At 61.5% G+C, this 14,191-nt stretch carries 11 protein-coding genes; 6 read left to right on the top strand and 5 right to left on the bottom strand.

Annotation, left to right across the window (positions count from 1 at the left end):
• Nucleotides 1–26: 26 nt before the first annotated feature.
• Together lpdA and sucB are read left to right on the top strand one after the other, a co-directional pair.
• Nucleotides 27–1,415: a dihydrolipoyl dehydrogenase gene (gene lpdA, locus HMPREF2757_RS01925; protein ID WP_070572833.1), complete on the top strand. Its 1,389-nt coding sequence runs from the start codon at nucleotides 27–29 to the stop codon at nucleotides 1,413–1,415.
• Nucleotides 1,416–1,439: 24 nt separating this feature from the next.
• Nucleotides 1,440–3,302 carry a 2-oxoglutarate dehydrogenase, E2 component, dihydrolipoamide succinyltransferase gene (sucB, locus tag HMPREF2757_RS01930; RefSeq protein WP_070572835.1) on the top strand — a complete coding sequence of 621 codons (1,863 nt, stop codon included), beginning with the start codon at nucleotides 1,440–1,442 and terminating at the stop codon, nucleotides 3,300–3,302.
• Nucleotides 3,303–3,387: 85 nt separating this feature from the next.
• Here sucB and HMPREF2757_RS01935 read toward each other — a convergent pair whose 3' ends face one another.
• A complete protein-coding gene (locus tag HMPREF2757_RS01935) occupies nucleotides 3,388–4,875 on the bottom strand; it encodes a hypothetical protein (protein WP_141750126.1) in 1,488 nt (495 codons plus the stop codon).
• A gap of 94 nt (nucleotides 4,876–4,969) precedes the next feature.
• On the opposite strand from HMPREF2757_RS01935, the gene lipB reads away from it, so the two are divergent.
• The 3 genes from lipB to HMPREF2757_RS01950 are packed head-to-tail and all read left to right on the top strand — an operon-like array spanning nucleotide 4,970 to nucleotide 7,455.
• Nucleotides 4,970–5,605, top strand: a complete 636-nt coding sequence (gene lipB, locus HMPREF2757_RS01940) for a lipoyl(octanoyl) transferase LipB (protein ID WP_070572839.1) — start codon at nucleotides 4,970–4,972, stop codon at nucleotides 5,603–5,605.
• A gap of 20 nt (nucleotides 5,606–5,625) precedes the next feature.
• Nucleotides 5,626–6,669 carry a lipoyl synthase gene (gene lipA, locus HMPREF2757_RS01945; protein ID WP_070572841.1) on the top strand — a complete coding sequence of 348 codons (1,044 nt, stop codon included), beginning with the start codon at nucleotides 5,626–5,628 and terminating at the stop codon, nucleotides 6,667–6,669.
• A gap of 45 nt (nucleotides 6,670–6,714) precedes the next feature.
• Nucleotides 6,715–7,455, top strand: coding sequence for a DUF4191 domain-containing protein (locus tag HMPREF2757_RS01950; protein ID WP_070572843.1), 741 nt, complete (start codon nucleotides 6,715–6,717; stop codon nucleotides 7,453–7,455).
• A gap of 159 nt (nucleotides 7,456–7,614) precedes the next feature.
• On the opposite strand, the gene HMPREF2757_RS01955 is transcribed toward HMPREF2757_RS01950, so the two are convergent.
• Nucleotides 7,615–7,923: an RDD family protein gene (locus HMPREF2757_RS01955; protein WP_226829162.1), complete on the bottom strand. Its 309-nt coding sequence runs from the start codon at nucleotides 7,921–7,923 to the stop codon at nucleotides 7,615–7,617.
• Nucleotides 7,924–8,128: 205 nt separating this feature from the next.
• Between HMPREF2757_RS01955 and glnA the strand changes: the two genes are divergently transcribed.
• Nucleotides 8,129–9,553, top strand: coding sequence for a type I glutamate--ammonia ligase (gene glnA, locus HMPREF2757_RS01960; protein WP_070572845.1), 1,425 nt, complete (start codon nucleotides 8,129–8,131; stop codon nucleotides 9,551–9,553).
• Between the two features lie 69 nt (nucleotides 9,554–9,622).
• On the opposite strand, the gene HMPREF2757_RS01965 is transcribed toward glnA, so the two are convergent.
• The 3 genes from HMPREF2757_RS01965 to HMPREF2757_RS01975 are packed head-to-tail and all read right to left on the bottom strand — an operon-like array spanning nucleotide 9,623 to nucleotide 14,156.
• Entirely contained in the window at nucleotides 9,623–12,637 is a 3,015-nt protein-coding gene (locus tag HMPREF2757_RS01965) for a bifunctional [glutamine synthetase] adenylyltransferase/[glutamine synthetase]-adenylyl-L-tyrosine phosphorylase (RefSeq protein ID WP_070572846.1), read from the bottom strand.
• The gene (locus tag HMPREF2757_RS01970) at nucleotides 12,634–13,974 is read right to left on the bottom strand and encodes a glutamine synthetase family protein (RefSeq protein WP_070572848.1); all 1,341 of its coding nucleotides are present in this window, start codon (nucleotides 13,972–13,974) and stop codon (nucleotides 12,634–12,636) included. The genes HMPREF2757_RS01965 and HMPREF2757_RS01970 overlap by 4 nt, the downstream gene beginning before the upstream one ends.
• Nucleotides 13,974–14,156, bottom strand: coding sequence for a hypothetical protein (locus HMPREF2757_RS01975; protein WP_070572850.1), 183 nt, complete (start codon nucleotides 14,154–14,156; stop codon nucleotides 13,974–13,976). Before HMPREF2757_RS01975 ends, HMPREF2757_RS01970 begins: the two co-directional genes overlap by 1 nt.
• Nucleotides 14,157–14,191 lie beyond the last annotated feature (35 nt).

Genomic DNA, 14,191 nt, shown 5'->3' on the forward strand with positions numbered 1-14,191 from the left:
CGACCATTTTGCTAGGAGCACATTTCGTGAGCGATTCGCAAAACAACTACGACCTCATCGTTCTCGGCGGTGGCACAGCCGGCTACGCCGCGGCTCTCCGCGCGACGCAGCTTGACATGAAGGTCGCTCTCATTGAGCGCGACAAGGTCGGAGGCACCTGCCTTCACCGCGGCTGCGTCCCCACCAAGGCCCTCCTCCACGTTGCCGAAGTCGCAGACGCCACGCGCGAAGCAAGCGTGTTCGGCATCGATGCCACTCTCAACAACATCAACGTCGACGACGTTCTGAAGTTCAAGAGCGGCATCACCGACAAAAACCACAAGGGCCTTCAGGGCCTGATCAAAATGGCCGGAATCGACACCGTCATCGGCGAAGGCAAGCTGACCGGCAAGGACACGGTCACCGTCTCAACCGACGACGGCGACGTCGAACTCAAGGGCAAGAACATCGTTCTGGCCACCGGTTCGACATCGCGCACGCTTGGCATCGAAATCGGCGGAAATGTCCTCACCAGCACCGAAGCTCTCAACCTTGACCGCGTTCCCAAGTCCGCAATCGTGCTCGGCGGCGGCGTGATCGGCGTTGAGTTCGCAAGCATCTGGAACTCTTTCGGGTCCGACGTCACGATCGTCGAAGGACTTCCGAACCTCGTCGCCAACGAAGACGCCTCCGTGTCGAAGGGTCTTGAACGCGCATTCAAGAAGCGCAAGATCAAGCAGAAGCTCGGTGTCTTCTTCAAGGAGGTCGAACAGACCGCCGACGGTGTCAAGGTCTCTCTCGAAGACGGCACTGAGCTGGAAGCCGAAGTGCTTCTGGTGGCTGTTGGCCGCGGCCCCGTGACCGAAGGCTTCGGCTTTGAAGATCAGGGTGTCAAGCTCGACAGGGGCTTCGTCATCACCGACGACCGCCTGCACACCGGTGTCGGCAACATCTACGCCGCCGGCGACATCGTTCCCGGCCTGCAGCTTGCCCACCGCTCCTTTGCACACGGCATCTTCATCGCCGAAGAGATCGCCGGCAAGAGCCCAGCACCGCTGGATGAAACCGGCGTTCCGCGCATCACCTACTGCGACCCCGAAATCTTCTCTGTCGGGCTGACCGAAAAGAAGGCCGCTGAAAAGTACGGAGAAGACCAGATCGAAAAGGTCGAGTTCCCGCTTGCGGGCAACGCGAAGTCGGCCATCCTCAACACGCAGGGATTCATCAAGATCATCCGCGAAAAGGACGGCCCCATCGTCGGCGTTCACGGACTTGGCGCTCGCCTGTCCGAGCAGGCCGGCGAAGCCCAGCTCATTGTGAACTGGGAGGCCTTCCCCGAAGAGGTCGCATCACTCATCCACGGACACCCAACCCAGAACGAAGCCATCGGCGAAGCAGCGCTGGCACTCGCCGGCAAACCGCTGCACTTCCGCTGATCGAGCCATAGGGAGACTGACACAATGGCCAACACCGTAAAGATGCCCGCTCTCGGCGAATCGGTGACGGAAGGCACCGTCACCCGCTGGCTGAAGGAAGTCGGCGACACCGTCGAGGTCGACGAACCGCTTCTCGAGGTGTCGACTGACAAGGTTGACACTGAAATCCCCAGCCCGTACTCCGGCGTTCTGCAGGAGATCCTGGCCGAGGAAGACGACGATGTCGAGGTCGGCGGCGACCTCGCTGTCATCGGCGACGGAGAAGGTTCTGGCAGCAGCGACGCAGAAGATTCTGCTGACGCTGCGGATGCCGAACAAGACTCTGCCGACACCGAAGAATCCGAAGAGCCGGAAGCAGACGAAGAGCCCGAAGGCGACGCTGCCGAAGAAGATGAGGAAGCTCCTGCCGCGAAGTCGGATGACGCTCCCTCCGGAAGCTCCGGCGACTCACAGGAAGTCACCATGCCGGCTCTCGGCGAATCGGTGACGGAAGGCACCGTCACCCGCTGGCTGAAGGAAGTCGGCGACACCGTCGAGGTCGACGAACCGCTTCTCGAGGTGTCGACTGACAAGGTTGACACTGAAATCCCCAGCCCGATTGCGGGAACTGTGCTGGAGCTTCTTGCAGAAGAGGATGAAGACGTTGAAGTTGGCGCGCCCCTGGCACGCATCGGCGACGGCGACGCCCCGGCTCCTGCTGAGAAGAAGGACGACTCTGAGGACGCCGACCAGGCTGCCGAAGCTGAAGCCGATGTTGAAGAAGAAGCCATCGAAGAATCCGAAAAGGACCTTTCGAAGGAAGAGCCCAAGAAGGATTCCGCCGCTGCAGAATCATCTTCTTCCGACGAAGAGGCTCAGGCTGCCGCAGCCAAGCAGGCCGCTGGAGAGTCCAGCAGCGCACCAAGCCGCTCGGGTGAGTCCGCTTCTTCGGCCGCACAGACTGTGACGTCGGGCCAGGCGCCCTACGTCACCCCGCTTGTGCGCAAGCTCGCACGCGAAAACGCCGTTGACCTGTCCGCCGTGCGCGGTTCGGGAGTCGGCGGCCGCATCCGCAAGCAGGACGTCCTCGCTGCGCAGAGCACCAGCAGTGCGCCTGCTCCCGCTTCGAGCGCTCCTGCCAACCGCGAGCCGTTTGTCATCGAGGTTTCCGAAGAAGCCAAGAAGCTGCGCGGAACCACGCAGAAGGCATCGCGCATTCGCCGTACGATTGCACAGCGCATGCGCGAATCGCTGCAGAACTCCGCTCAGCTCACGCAGGTGACGGAAGTCGATATGACTGCCGTGGCTGCCCTCCGCAAGGCCAAGAAGGACGAATTCCAGCAGAAGCACGGCGTTAAGCTCACCTTCCTGCCGTTCTTCGCCAAGGCTGTCGCAGAGGCCCTGCAGGCATACCCGCGCGTCAATGCCACGTTCGATGTCGAAGCAGGAGAAATCTCGTACCCCGACTCAGAGAACCTCGGCATCGCGGTCGACACTGAACGAGGCCTGCTGGTTCCTGTCGTCAAGAACGCCGGTGACCTGTCGATTGCCGGTCTGGCTAAGGCTATCGACGATGTCGCATCGAAGACTCGGGACGGTAAGATCAGCCCCGAGCTGCTGTCCGGCGGCACGTTTACGATCACGAACATCGGTTCGTTCGGTGCGCTGTTCGACACGCCGATCATCAACCACCCCGAGGTCGGCATTCTCGGCACCGGTGCCATCAAGCGCCGTCCGGAAGTCATCACGACCGAAGACGGTGCCGAGGCAGTTGCAATCCGCGACATGGTGTACCTGCCGCTGACCTACAACCACGAACTGGTTGACGGCGCAGATGCCGGTCGTTTCCTCAAGGCGATTAAGAACCGCCTTGAGCAGGGTTCGTTTGAGGCTGATCTCGACCTCTGATCGACTCTGATCAAACAGCGCCCGCGGATTCGTCCGCGGGCGCTGTTTGCTTTGGCCGTCGGCGACAAAGGGTGGAGGCTGCAGATCAGTCGTGCCCGTCCGACGCTTCTTCTGTGCGGCTGACTTTCCACTTACCATCGTGCTTTTCCAGGCTCACGCGGATGCGGGCTTCGGGGACCGCGGAGCCGTCGGCTTCTGCAGTGACGACTGCGCGAACTGTTGCAGCTTCGGTGCTGCCGTGCTCAACTTCACACTCGGTGACGTTCATTGTCACCTCCATGGGCTGTGTTGGCTGCTGTGCGGATGCCGCATCTGCTTTCGCAGCCTTCGAGCCGGGAACTGTCAGGCCTGTCAGGTCGGATGGTTTTCCTGCAGCAAACGCAGCCGCTCGTGCCTGGGTCAACGCTTCGAAGCCTTCGCAAGGACCGTCTGCCTGAGCTTCGGGGGTCTTATTCGCGTTCTCTTCGTGTGCGGCTGGCTCTTCTGGTGCGTTTTCCGCAGCATTGGGACTGCGGGGTTCGTCACCTTCTGCTTTGTGCTCACCCACGGCTGTCGGCTGCGTCGTCTCAGGCTGGGAGCCGCCGACGATGAACACGATGCCGGTGCCAAGCGCCACGACTGCAGCCGCGCCGACAGCGGCAACCCGCAGTTGTCGGCTGGTCATCGTGGCAAACACAGCCATGGGTCGGTCCCTGTGTCTGCTGCCGCTCTTGCGCTTTCCCCTGTCGACTTCTCGGCCACGGCGCTCAGCACCAGCACCTCTGCTTCTTTCGCGCGTGTTCGCCTTGCTCCCACGGAGAGTCGCTATTGCACTGTCTCCGAGGGCTTGTCCAGACTTCGCCGCTTTTCCTGCTCCGGGCGGATTGTGCTGATTGTGCGCAGCTGCTGTGATGGGCCGCAGGCCAGCAGTTGGCGCGTCGTTGAGGGGAACACCCGGTTCGCCCGGATAGAAAGGCAGCCTGTCAGAGGCAGTGTGCTCATTGACCGCCGCCAGCATGTCGGCACGGGAGGGGTTTCTGGAATCGCTGTCCAACAACAGCAGATCAATGAGTTCAACAAGGTCGGCGGGAAGACCGCTTTCGCGATTCTTCAACGGCACCGCGGTCTCTTCGAATTCCGCACCCTGCGCAGCTGCGTAGAGCAGTTCGCCCAGTTCTCGCGCTTCTGATTCACCTTCGGCAATGTCGATGCCCGGCAGCACGGCTACCGTACCGTCGTCGTCAAGTGCCAGGTTCGACCTCGAGATGGGCACATTGCCCAACTGTCCGCCGGCGGCCTCGATCGCACCCCGCAGCAGACAGACCAGCTCCTCAGCCTTCAGGGGTGCCAGGCCGAGCACTGCGTCTTCGAGCATCCCGCCGCGGTATCTGGGGATCAGCAGGCCGTCAACGCTGTGCATATCCGGGCCAAGGACCGACACCGGCAGTCCGCCACCGTTGGATGTCTTTGCTGACGGAACAAACCATTTGACTTCCCGCGCATTGAACACGCGCCACAGTCCGGGACGAACTTCAGCATCGTAGATCCACTCGCAGTCCTGCATATCAGCCTCCTTAGCCAAGAATTCGACCATGTGGGCAGGCTTAGCGAAACCCCCAAATCACAATCTGTGGATAACTCTTGAAGCGCTTTTGCCGCTTCGCCCTCACTGGGCTTATGGTCATAGGATGGCTTGGAAAATCGAACATCTGGGTTTCGCACCCAACTTCGTCGACTACACCGAAGCGTTGGAAATCCAACGCCGGACTCACGCTGATGTTGTCGACGGCAAGAAGAGCTCGACTTTCCTCGTGCTGGAACACTCCCCCGTCTACACCGCGGGCAAGCGCACACAAGACCACGAACGTCCCCGCGATGGCACTGAAGTCATCGACATCGACCGAGGTGGAAAGATCACCTGGCACGGTCCCGGTCAGCTTGTCGTCTACCCCATCTACCGACTCAATGACCAGAAGGAAGTACGGCTGTTCGTCGATCAGATCGAAAGAGCCGGCATCGAACTGCTCGCAGAATACGGAATCAACGCACGGCAGGTAGAGGGGCGTTCCGGTGTGTGGATCACCGACGGTTCGGGACCGGACAGGAAGATCCTCGCCATCGGCATCCGCATCCACAACGGCGTGGCGATGCACGGGCTGGCGCTGAACTGCTCAAACGAACTTGCGGGCTTCGAAAACATCGTCCCCTGCGGCATTCCGGATGCTGCAGCCACTAGCATTTCCATCGAAACCGGCAGCCAGACGACTCCTGAGCAAGCGGCCCCGCGCCTGCTGGAGCTGCTGGATAAGCACATCACTGCCTGATCCCCACGAAAGGCCAGGACATGACAATCGCCCCGGAAGGACGCAAGCTGCTGCGAGTGGAAGCTCGCAACTCGCAGACTCCCATTGAAGACAAGCCGAAGTGGATCAAGGCGAAGGCCAAGATCGGTCCCGAGTTCTCACAGCTGAAGTCGCTCGTCCGCACTGCCGGACTGAACACCGTGTGCGAAGAAGCGGGCTGCCCCAACATCTTCGAGTGTTGGGAGGACCGCGAAGCCACGTTCCTCATCGGGGGCGAGCAGTGTACGCGCCGCTGCGACTTCTGCCAGATCGACACCGGCAAACCGGCAGACTTCGACGCCGACGAGCCGCGCCGCGTTGCCGACTCCGTTGCGACCATGGGCTTGCGCTATTCGACGATCACCGGTGTTGCGCGCGATGACCTGGATGACGGCGGTGCTTGGCTGTACGCTGAGACGGTTCGGCTCATCCACGAAATCGACCACGGTGACGGAAACGGCACCGGTGTTGAACTGCTCATCCCGGACTTCAACTCCGATGATGATCAGCTGGCGGAGGTCTTCTCGTCCCGTCCGGAAGTACTTGCCCACAACATTGAGACCGTTCCGCGCATCTTCAAGCGCATTCGCCCCGGTTTCCGCTACGAACGTTCGCTGTCGGTCATCACAAAGGCCCGCGAAGCCGGTCTGGTGACGAAGTCAAACCTCATCCTGGGAATGGGCGAAACAAACGACGAGGTTGTCGAAGCCATGAAGGACCTGCACGAAGCCGGGTGTGACCTGCTGACTATCACTCAGTACCTGCGCCCCAGCGCCCTGCATCACCCCATCGACCGGTGGGTCAAGCCGCAGGACTTTGTCGAACTGCGAGATATCGGCGAAGAAATCGGCTTCGCCGGTGTGATGTCCGGGCCCCTCGTCCGTTCGTCCTACCGCGCGGGTCGCCTGTGGGCCCAGGCAATGCGTCGCCGAGGTGATGAGATCCCCGCGCATCTTGCCCACCTGGACAGCGAAGCTCCCGCCAGGCAGGAAGCACAGGCGGTGGTGGATACTTTTGGTCCAGGCGACGAGGTAAAATTCTCCTGACCCGCCATTGAGCGATCACTGACCGAAAACAAGCAGAAAAGCAGAATGTCTCAGACTGAAGAACCCCGCCGCCGCGGACTGTTCCGTCGGCGTCCCAAGGACCCCTCGAAGCCCGGCCGCATCGGCCAGATGCGTCAGGTCTTCAAACTTGCCCGCAAACACTTCCCCGCTGTGCCGTGGCTCATGCTCGCCGCGATTCTGGGGTTGGGCGGCGTTGGCTTCCTGGTGGGCTTCTTCCTGTTGCCGCCGGTGTGGCTGTGGACCATCATCGGTCTGCTGGGCGGTTTGACTCTCGCAATCTTCATTCTCGGCCGTTACGCCGAAACTGCGGCTTTTGCCGAAATGAAAGACCAGCCCGGCGCCTATGGCGCGGTGCTCAATACCGTACGACGCAGCTGGCTGGCTGACGACCAGCCGGTCGCCGGAGACCCGCGCACCAAGGACCTGGTATTCCGCGCCACCGGCCGAGGCGGAGTCGTCTTGGTATCTGAAGGGCCGACTGGCCGTGTTGCCAAGCTGCTTGCCAAGGAGCAGAAGCGACACGAGCGCATTCTGCCTTCCGTTCCCGTCCATGTCATCCAGGGCGGCGAGGGCAAGAATCAGGTTCCCATGAACCGGCTGGTTTCGAGCGTGTACAAGCTGCCGAAGACCTTGACGAAGGCCGAAGTGCTGCAGGTGCGCAAGCGTCTGGCAGCGCTGGGCACCATGACGACGAACCAGCCGATTCCCAAGGGCATGGACCCCAACCGGGCACGGCCGAACCGCCGAGCGCTGCGGGGACGCTGATTCTGAACACATTGAAAGCGCCGACCGGAAGGTCGGCGCTTTTGTATGCCCGCACGTTTCGCAGCGGTCGCAGCCGACCGAATGCATTGCTCGTCCGAGAAGCGGACGGGTGGGCATGCGACCACGACCGACGCAGCAGGGCTCTGTGTTTTCTGTTGGTCAGATGCGCACGACCGCTGTGTCCGCTGCAAGGTCATGCAGTCCCCGATTGTCAGGGTTGTACAGAAGACCGGGAATGATGAGCAGCTGCAGTGCGATCCGGACGAGCAGACGCAGCGGGTTCGGGCGCCGTCCTGTGCGGTTGATGATGCGCACACCGCAGATCCGCTGGCCGACCGTGTATCCCAGCAGAGACTGCAGCAGCAGCGATTCGATCACGAAGATCAAGTGCGGTGCAAACATGAAATCAGGCGCAAGCCATTGCGCGATGAGAACACACAGGGCCCAGTCGATGAGGAGACTTCCCACCCTGCGAATCAAAGATGCGGTTGATCCCGGCCCGGTTTTGGGAAGCCCGAGACGCTGCCCGGCGTATGTCCCCTCTTCGAGCTTCGGGCCCTGAAGCCAAGAACCTAAACTGTCTCTGTCGAACACGGAAACGAGTGTAGCCGCTAAAATGAAGACACCGGCGGCCAGCACCGCACCGTCGCGACGACTCAATACAGGAGAAAAGTTGTTTTCCACCGCAAGCGAGCTCGTTTCGTATATCCGCGACAACGAGATCGATTTCGTCGACATCCGATTCTGCGATCTTCCCGGCGTAGTACAGCACTTCAATCTTCCCGGCAAGGCGTACACGGAAGATGTGATTGAGGAGGGTCTGCTCTTCGACGGTTCTTCTATCCGCGGCTTCCAGTCGATTCACGAATCCGACATGAAGCTCATTCCGGACGTGACGAGCGCCTACATCGATCCGTTTCGCAAAGCCAAAACCCTCGTGGTCATCCACTCGATCGTCGACCCGTTCACGAACGAGCCCTATTCGCGCGATCCCCGCCAGGTTGCTGCAAAGGCCGAGGCCTACCTGAAGTCGACGGGCATTGCCGACACGGCTTTCATTGGGGCCGAAGCGGAGTTCTACCTCTTTGACTCGATCCGATACGAAAACTCGACGCGCACCAGCTTCTACGAAATCGACTCGCTCGAAGCCGCTTGGAACACCGGAGCTAAGGAAGACGGCCACAACCTCGGCTACAAAACCCCGCACACCAGCGGCTACTTCCCCGTTCCCCCGCGCGATAAGTTCGCAGACATCCGCGACGAAATGTCGTTGACGCTGGAGCAGATCGGTTTCGAAATGGAGCGGGCTCACCACGAAACCGCGACAGCGGGTCAGCAGGAGATCAACTACAAGTTCGACACGCTGAAGAAGGCCGGGGATCAGCTGCTGGACTTCAAGTACGTCATCAAGAACGTTGCCGCGGCAAACAACAAAACCGCCACGTTCATGCCCCGTCCGCTGCTGGGCGACGCCGGTGCTGGTATGCACTGCCACCAGTCGCTGTGGAAGGACGGCAAGCCGCTGTTCTACGACGAAACCGGCTACGCTGGGCTGTCGGATCTTGCCCGCTGGTACATCGGCGGACTCATTGAGCACGCCGGCGCTGTTCTCGCGTTCACCAACCCGACCATGAACTCCTACCGCCGTCTGGTCCGCGGTTTCGAGGCGCCGATCAACCTGGTGTACTCTGCCCGCAACCGCTCTGCGGCCATCCGCATTCCGATCACCGGTTCCTCGCCGAAGGCCAAGCGCCTCGAGTTCCGAGCTCCCGACCCATCGGCGAACCCGTACCTGTCATTCTCCGCTCAGTTGATGGCAGGGCTCGACGGGATCAAGAACCGGATCGAACCGCCGGAGCCGATTGACAAGGATCTCTACGAGCTTCCTCCGGAGGAAACCGAGAACATCAAGATGGTGCCGAACTCGCTCGAAAGCGCCCTCGAAGCTCTCGCAGAAGACCACGAGTTCCTCATGGAAGGCGATGTCTTCACCCACGACCTCATCGAGACCTGGATCGACTACAAGTATGAAAACGAAATCGAGGTTGCGCGTCTTCGTCCGACGCCGACGGAATTCGAACTCTACTTTGATCTCTGATCTTCATCGCTGAACGTCAAGGGCCCGGCAGAAACCGGGCCCTTGACGTTCAGCTGGCCGATCCGGCTGCTAGTCTGCCGGATCGTCGCCGTAGAAGATGACTTCCATCGTCGAGCGCGCCCAACGCGTCACCCGCAGATAGTCATCGACGAGCTGCTGTGCGCTGCCCTGCGGATATCCCATGAGCCTGGCCGCAGCTTCGAGTTCGCGAATGTCGCTGGGCAGACTGTCGCTGGGTTTGCCTCGGTGCAGCGTGACGGCGTTGCGCACTTCCGTTGCCATAAGCCAAGCGGTTCTCAGTATTTCGTGCTCGGAAGCGCCGATGAGACCTTCATCCCGGGCAGTGCGCAGAGCCGGCAGGGTCGAAGTCGTGCGCAGTCCTGAGAACTCAGCCCCGTGCTGCAGCTGCAGGAGCTGCACGGTCCATTCGACGTCGCTCAGTCCCCCGGTTCCCAGTTTGACGTGCTGACGCCGGTCAGCTCCCCGCGGCAGTCGTTCGTCTTCCATGCGCGCTTTGAGCCGACGCACCTGCATAACAGATCGCTGCGGCAGACTCTCCGGATAGCGCAGGGGGTTGATCATGTCGACGTAGTCGTTCATGAGCTCTTCGTCGCCGGCAATCGGGCGGGCTCGCAGCAGAGCCTGGGCCTCCCACGGTTCACTCCACGCACTGTAGTAGCGCCGGTAGGACTCGAGGGTTCGCACATAGGGGCCGCTGCGCCCCTCGGGCCGCAAGTCGGCATCGAGTTCGATGGCGGGGTCTTGCTGTGGGCTTTTGAGAGCGGAGGTCAGTCCGAGTGCCACCCGCCGGGCGTGCTTGGCCAGTGCCTCGCGGTCGTCGTCGCCCATTGTGTTTGCCGGGCGGTAGACAAAGCACACGTCGGCATCGGAGAACACGCCGATCTCCCTGCCTCCCAGTCGACCCATTGCGATTATCGCGAAATCATAGTCGTACAGCCGGTGTTCAGTGTCGAGCTCACGCCGCACCGACAGCAGGGCAGCTTCTACAGCTGCACTCATCACATCAGACAGAGCCTGCGGAACTGAACTGCGGGGGATCACCTCGAGAATGTCCGCGAGGATGATTCTGAGCTTTTCTCGCCCGTGGACGGCGCGCACGCCCGGCACTCCCCTGCCCCGGCCGACGAGTTCCGACATCTCCTGGCGCAGCGATTCAAGTGGAGTCGGCTGAAGCATGTCCTGGTCGGCAAGCCACCGCACGGAGCCGTGGTAGTGCATGATGTGTGATGTGGCGTACTGCGACAGCGACAGCACCCGGGCAAGAGCTTCTGCGCCCTGACCGGAATCGCGCAGCAGCTTGAGGTACCACGTAGATGTGCCGAGCTGTTCTGACAGCCTGCGGTAGGCGAGCAGACCCGAATCCGGATCCACACCTTCTGACAGCCAGCTGAGCATGGCCGGCAGAACCTGCCGGTGCACGCGGGAGGCCCGGCTGACTCCGGCGGAGAGGTCGTGAATGTGGCGCATAGCCGACCGCGGATCGACAAAGCCGAAAGCGCGCAGGCGGCTTTCCGCAGCCTTCTCCGGCAGCAATCTCACGGCGCCGCTGCCAACCGCCGCATCGAGAATCGGGCGGTAGAAGACCTGTTCGTGCAGAGCCCGCACTCGTCTGGAGTAGTCGTCGCGCTCGCGTTTGAGCCGAAGCTCGGAACGGTCTCCCGTCGGGTAGACCATGCGAGCCAGTTCCCGCAGATCCTCTGGACTATCTGGAAGAACAGCGGCCCGTCGCATGCGCGGAATCTGCAGACGATGTTCAACCACCCGCATGAACGAGTACGCCTCTTCCAGCACAGCGGCGTCTTCACCTGATAGGTAGCCGCCGCGCTCTAGGCTGCGCAGCGCTTCGAGCGTGTTCGGTTCTCGAATGTCGTGGTCTTCTGTGCCGTGCACCAACTGGAGCAGCTGGGCGGAGAACTCAACATCGCGCAGCCCGCCGGGCCCCAGCTTGAGCTGCCGGTCAGCTTCGGACCGATCAATGAGGTCGACAACTCTGCGGCGCATAGCGCGAACTTCCGGGATGAAGTCGTCGCGATGGGCAGCACTCCACACCTGCGGCAGACACGCCTCGGCCCACTGCTGGCCCAGCTGTTCCGAACCGGCGACCGGGCGGGCTTTGAACAGCGCCTGAAACTCCCAGTTTTCGGCAATTTCGCTGTAGTAGTTCTCGAACTCGTCAACGGTGCGCACAAGGGCCCCCGCTTTGCCCTCCGGGCGCAGCGCTGCGTCGACTTCCCATAGGGCCGGCTCTGCGGCGGCGGCTGATATGAGGTCAATGATCCGCAGGGCCGCTGACGAGGCGCAGCTGCGGGCGCGCTCGGCCTCTTCGTCTGCCGCTGTGGGCCCGGGGCTGAAGGCGAAGACTACGTCGACGTCGGACACGTAGTTGAGTTCACGGGCACCGCATTTGCCCATGGCGATGACGGACAGTTCAGCGCATCCGTCGGGCATTGACTCCGCCGCGGCGATGTCGTGGGCGGCTATGAGCGCTCCTTCGGCCATTTCCGTAAGCGTCCTGCTGACGGCGTCGTAGACCGCGGTCGGCTCCGGATTGCCGAGGTCAGCGGCTGTCAGCTGAATCAGTTCGTCCCGGTAGGCTCGGCGCAGCGCTGTTCTGCCGTCTTCGCCTAAGAGCAGTTGGCCATCGGCGTCATACACCGAACGGGCAATGCGCCCGCGCACCTCGCGTCGGCGCTTCGAACGCAGGAAGTCTTCGTCACGGGCCAGCAGGCGCAGCGAGTCGGGCCACCGGACAATGTGGTCAATACAGGCTTCAGAACTCCCCGCAAGGCGAACGAGCCTGTCAAGAAGGTGTTGAGACTCTCGCAGGAGCGCACCGAGATCGACCTCATTGTCAGCTGCCGCTTCGGCAACCCGCACCAAACCCAGTGAAACCGAACCGGGGTCACCCGTGAACCGGGCGAACTCCCGCACCGCGGATTCGCGCCCTTCGAGCCCGGTCAGTTCACAGAACTGGGAGAGAAAGCGCTCAAAGCGAGCGTCGAACTTTCCGCGCTGCGTGCGAGTGGGGTCCTGCCGCCTGCCCAGATCGAACCGCCGGATCATGTTCTCGTGTAGAGCTCATCGAGTTCGTAGGCCGTCACCTGAGCGCGGTACTCCGTCCATTCCCGTGCTTTGTCGCGCAGATAGAAGTCGAACACCTCTTCGCCGAGGGTGTCGGCGACAAGTTCGCTGTTCTCCATGGTCTGGAGGGCTTCCGACAGGCTCGCCGGAAGAGGCTCAATGCCCATAGCGCTGCGTTCGCGCCCGCTGAGATCCCACACGTCGTCTTCAACTTCCGGTGGCAGCTCCATGCCCTCTTCAATGCCCTTGAGCCCCGCTGCCAACAGCACCGAATAGGCCAGATAGGGGTTGGCGCAGGAATCCATGCCGCGGTATTCGATGCGCGCAGACGATTCCTTGCCGGACTTGTACTGCGGAACCCTCACAAGGGCTGTCCCGGTTTTGCCCCAGCTGATGTAGGAGGGGGCTTCGTGTCCGGTCCACAGCCGTTTGTAGGAGTTGACGTACTGGTTGGTCACCGCCGCGATATCACGGGCGTAGTGCAGCAGGCCGGCCGCAAACTGGCGGCCGGTGGCCGACAGCTGATATTCAGCGCCGGCTTCGAAGAATGCGTTGTCTTCGCCTTCGAACAGCGACAAATGCGTGTGCATCCCATTGCCGGGCTGATCAGCCAGCGGCTTGGGCATGAACGTCGCGTGCACGCCCTGGGAGATCGCGACCTCTTTCACAACAGCCTTAAACGTCATGACGTTGTCGGCCATGGTCATCGCATCCGCGTAGCGCAGGTCGATCTCGTTCTGTCCGGGGCCGGCTTCGTGATGTGAGAACTCCACAGAAATGCCCATGGATTCGAGCATCTGCACTGCACTGCGCCGGAAGTCGTTGGCGGTGCCTCCGTTGACGTGGTCAAAATATCCGGCGCTGTCGACCGGCACGGGGGCCTTGCCGCTCAGTTCAGCCGAACGGAAGAGGTAGAACTCCATTTCGGGATGCACAACAAAGGTGAAGCCGCGCTCGCGAGCCTTCTCCAGAGTGCGGGCCAGCACATTGCGCGGATAGGAAGCAGCCGGTTCTCCGTCGGGAGTGAGCACGTCACAGAACATCCGGCCCGTCGGCTCCGCTTCGCCGCGCCACGGCAGCAGCGAATAGGTTGACGGGTCGGGGCGAAGAACCATGTCGTCTTCAATGACCCGCGAAAAGCCCTCGAGTGCCGAACCGTCAAAGCCTATGCCTTCGGTGAACGCCCCCTCGAGTTCGTCGGGAACGATCGCAACGGACTTCAAACCGCCCAGAATGTCCGGAAACCACAAGCGCACAAACCGGACATCACGGTCGTCGACATCGCGAAGAACCGCTTCCTGCTGCCTTGTTAGGCCCATCAGCGCCAGGCCTCGTCGTCTTCTTCCCATTTGCGGTTGCGCTCGCTGGCAGTGGCAAGGGCAGCCTGGGCCTCGGCTTCGCTGTCATAGGGTCCCAGGCGGTTCCAAAAGGGGCTCTTGCGTCCCTTTTCAACCTGGCCGGTCTTGGTGTTGAACCAGTACTTATCTTCTTCGTACGACATAGCGCACCTCCCTGGGTACAACTCTAGCTGTCTAC

Source organism: Brevibacterium sp. HMSC063G07 (genome assembly GCF_001810665.1).
Taxonomy (GTDB): domain Bacteria; phylum Actinomycetota; class Actinomycetes; order Actinomycetales; family Brevibacteriaceae; genus Brevibacterium.

What these genes read in the sequence shown, in the direction of transcription:
- sucB (WP_070572835.1), top strand. Translation starts at nt 1,440, where the DNA reads ATGGCCAACACCGTAAAGATGCCCGCTCTCGGCGAATCGGTGACGGAA.
- HMPREF2757_RS01935 (WP_141750126.1), bottom strand. Translation starts at nt 4,875, where the DNA reads ATGGTCGAATTCTTGGCTAAGGAGGCTGATATGCAGGACTGCGAGTGG.
- lipB (WP_070572839.1), top strand. Translation starts at nt 4,970, where the DNA reads ATGGCTTGGAAAATCGAACATCTGGGTTTCGCACCCAACTTCGTCGAC.
- lipA (WP_070572841.1), top strand. Translation starts at nt 5,626, where the DNA reads ATGACAATCGCCCCGGAAGGACGCAAGCTGCTGCGAGTGGAAGCTCGC.
- HMPREF2757_RS01950 (WP_070572843.1), top strand. Translation starts at nt 6,715, where the DNA reads ATGTCTCAGACTGAAGAACCCCGCCGCCGCGGACTGTTCCGTCGGCGT.
- HMPREF2757_RS01965 (WP_070572846.1), bottom strand. Translation starts at nt 12,637, where the DNA reads ATGATCCGGCGGTTCGATCTGGGCAGGCGGCAGGACCCCACTCGCACG.
- HMPREF2757_RS01970 (WP_070572848.1), bottom strand. Translation starts at nt 13,974, where the DNA reads ATGGGCCTAACAAGGCAGCAGGAAGCGGTTCTTCGCGATGTCGACGAC.
- HMPREF2757_RS01975 (WP_070572850.1), bottom strand. Translation starts at nt 14,156, where the DNA reads ATGTCGTACGAAGAAGATAAGTACTGGTTCAACACCAAGACCGGCCAG.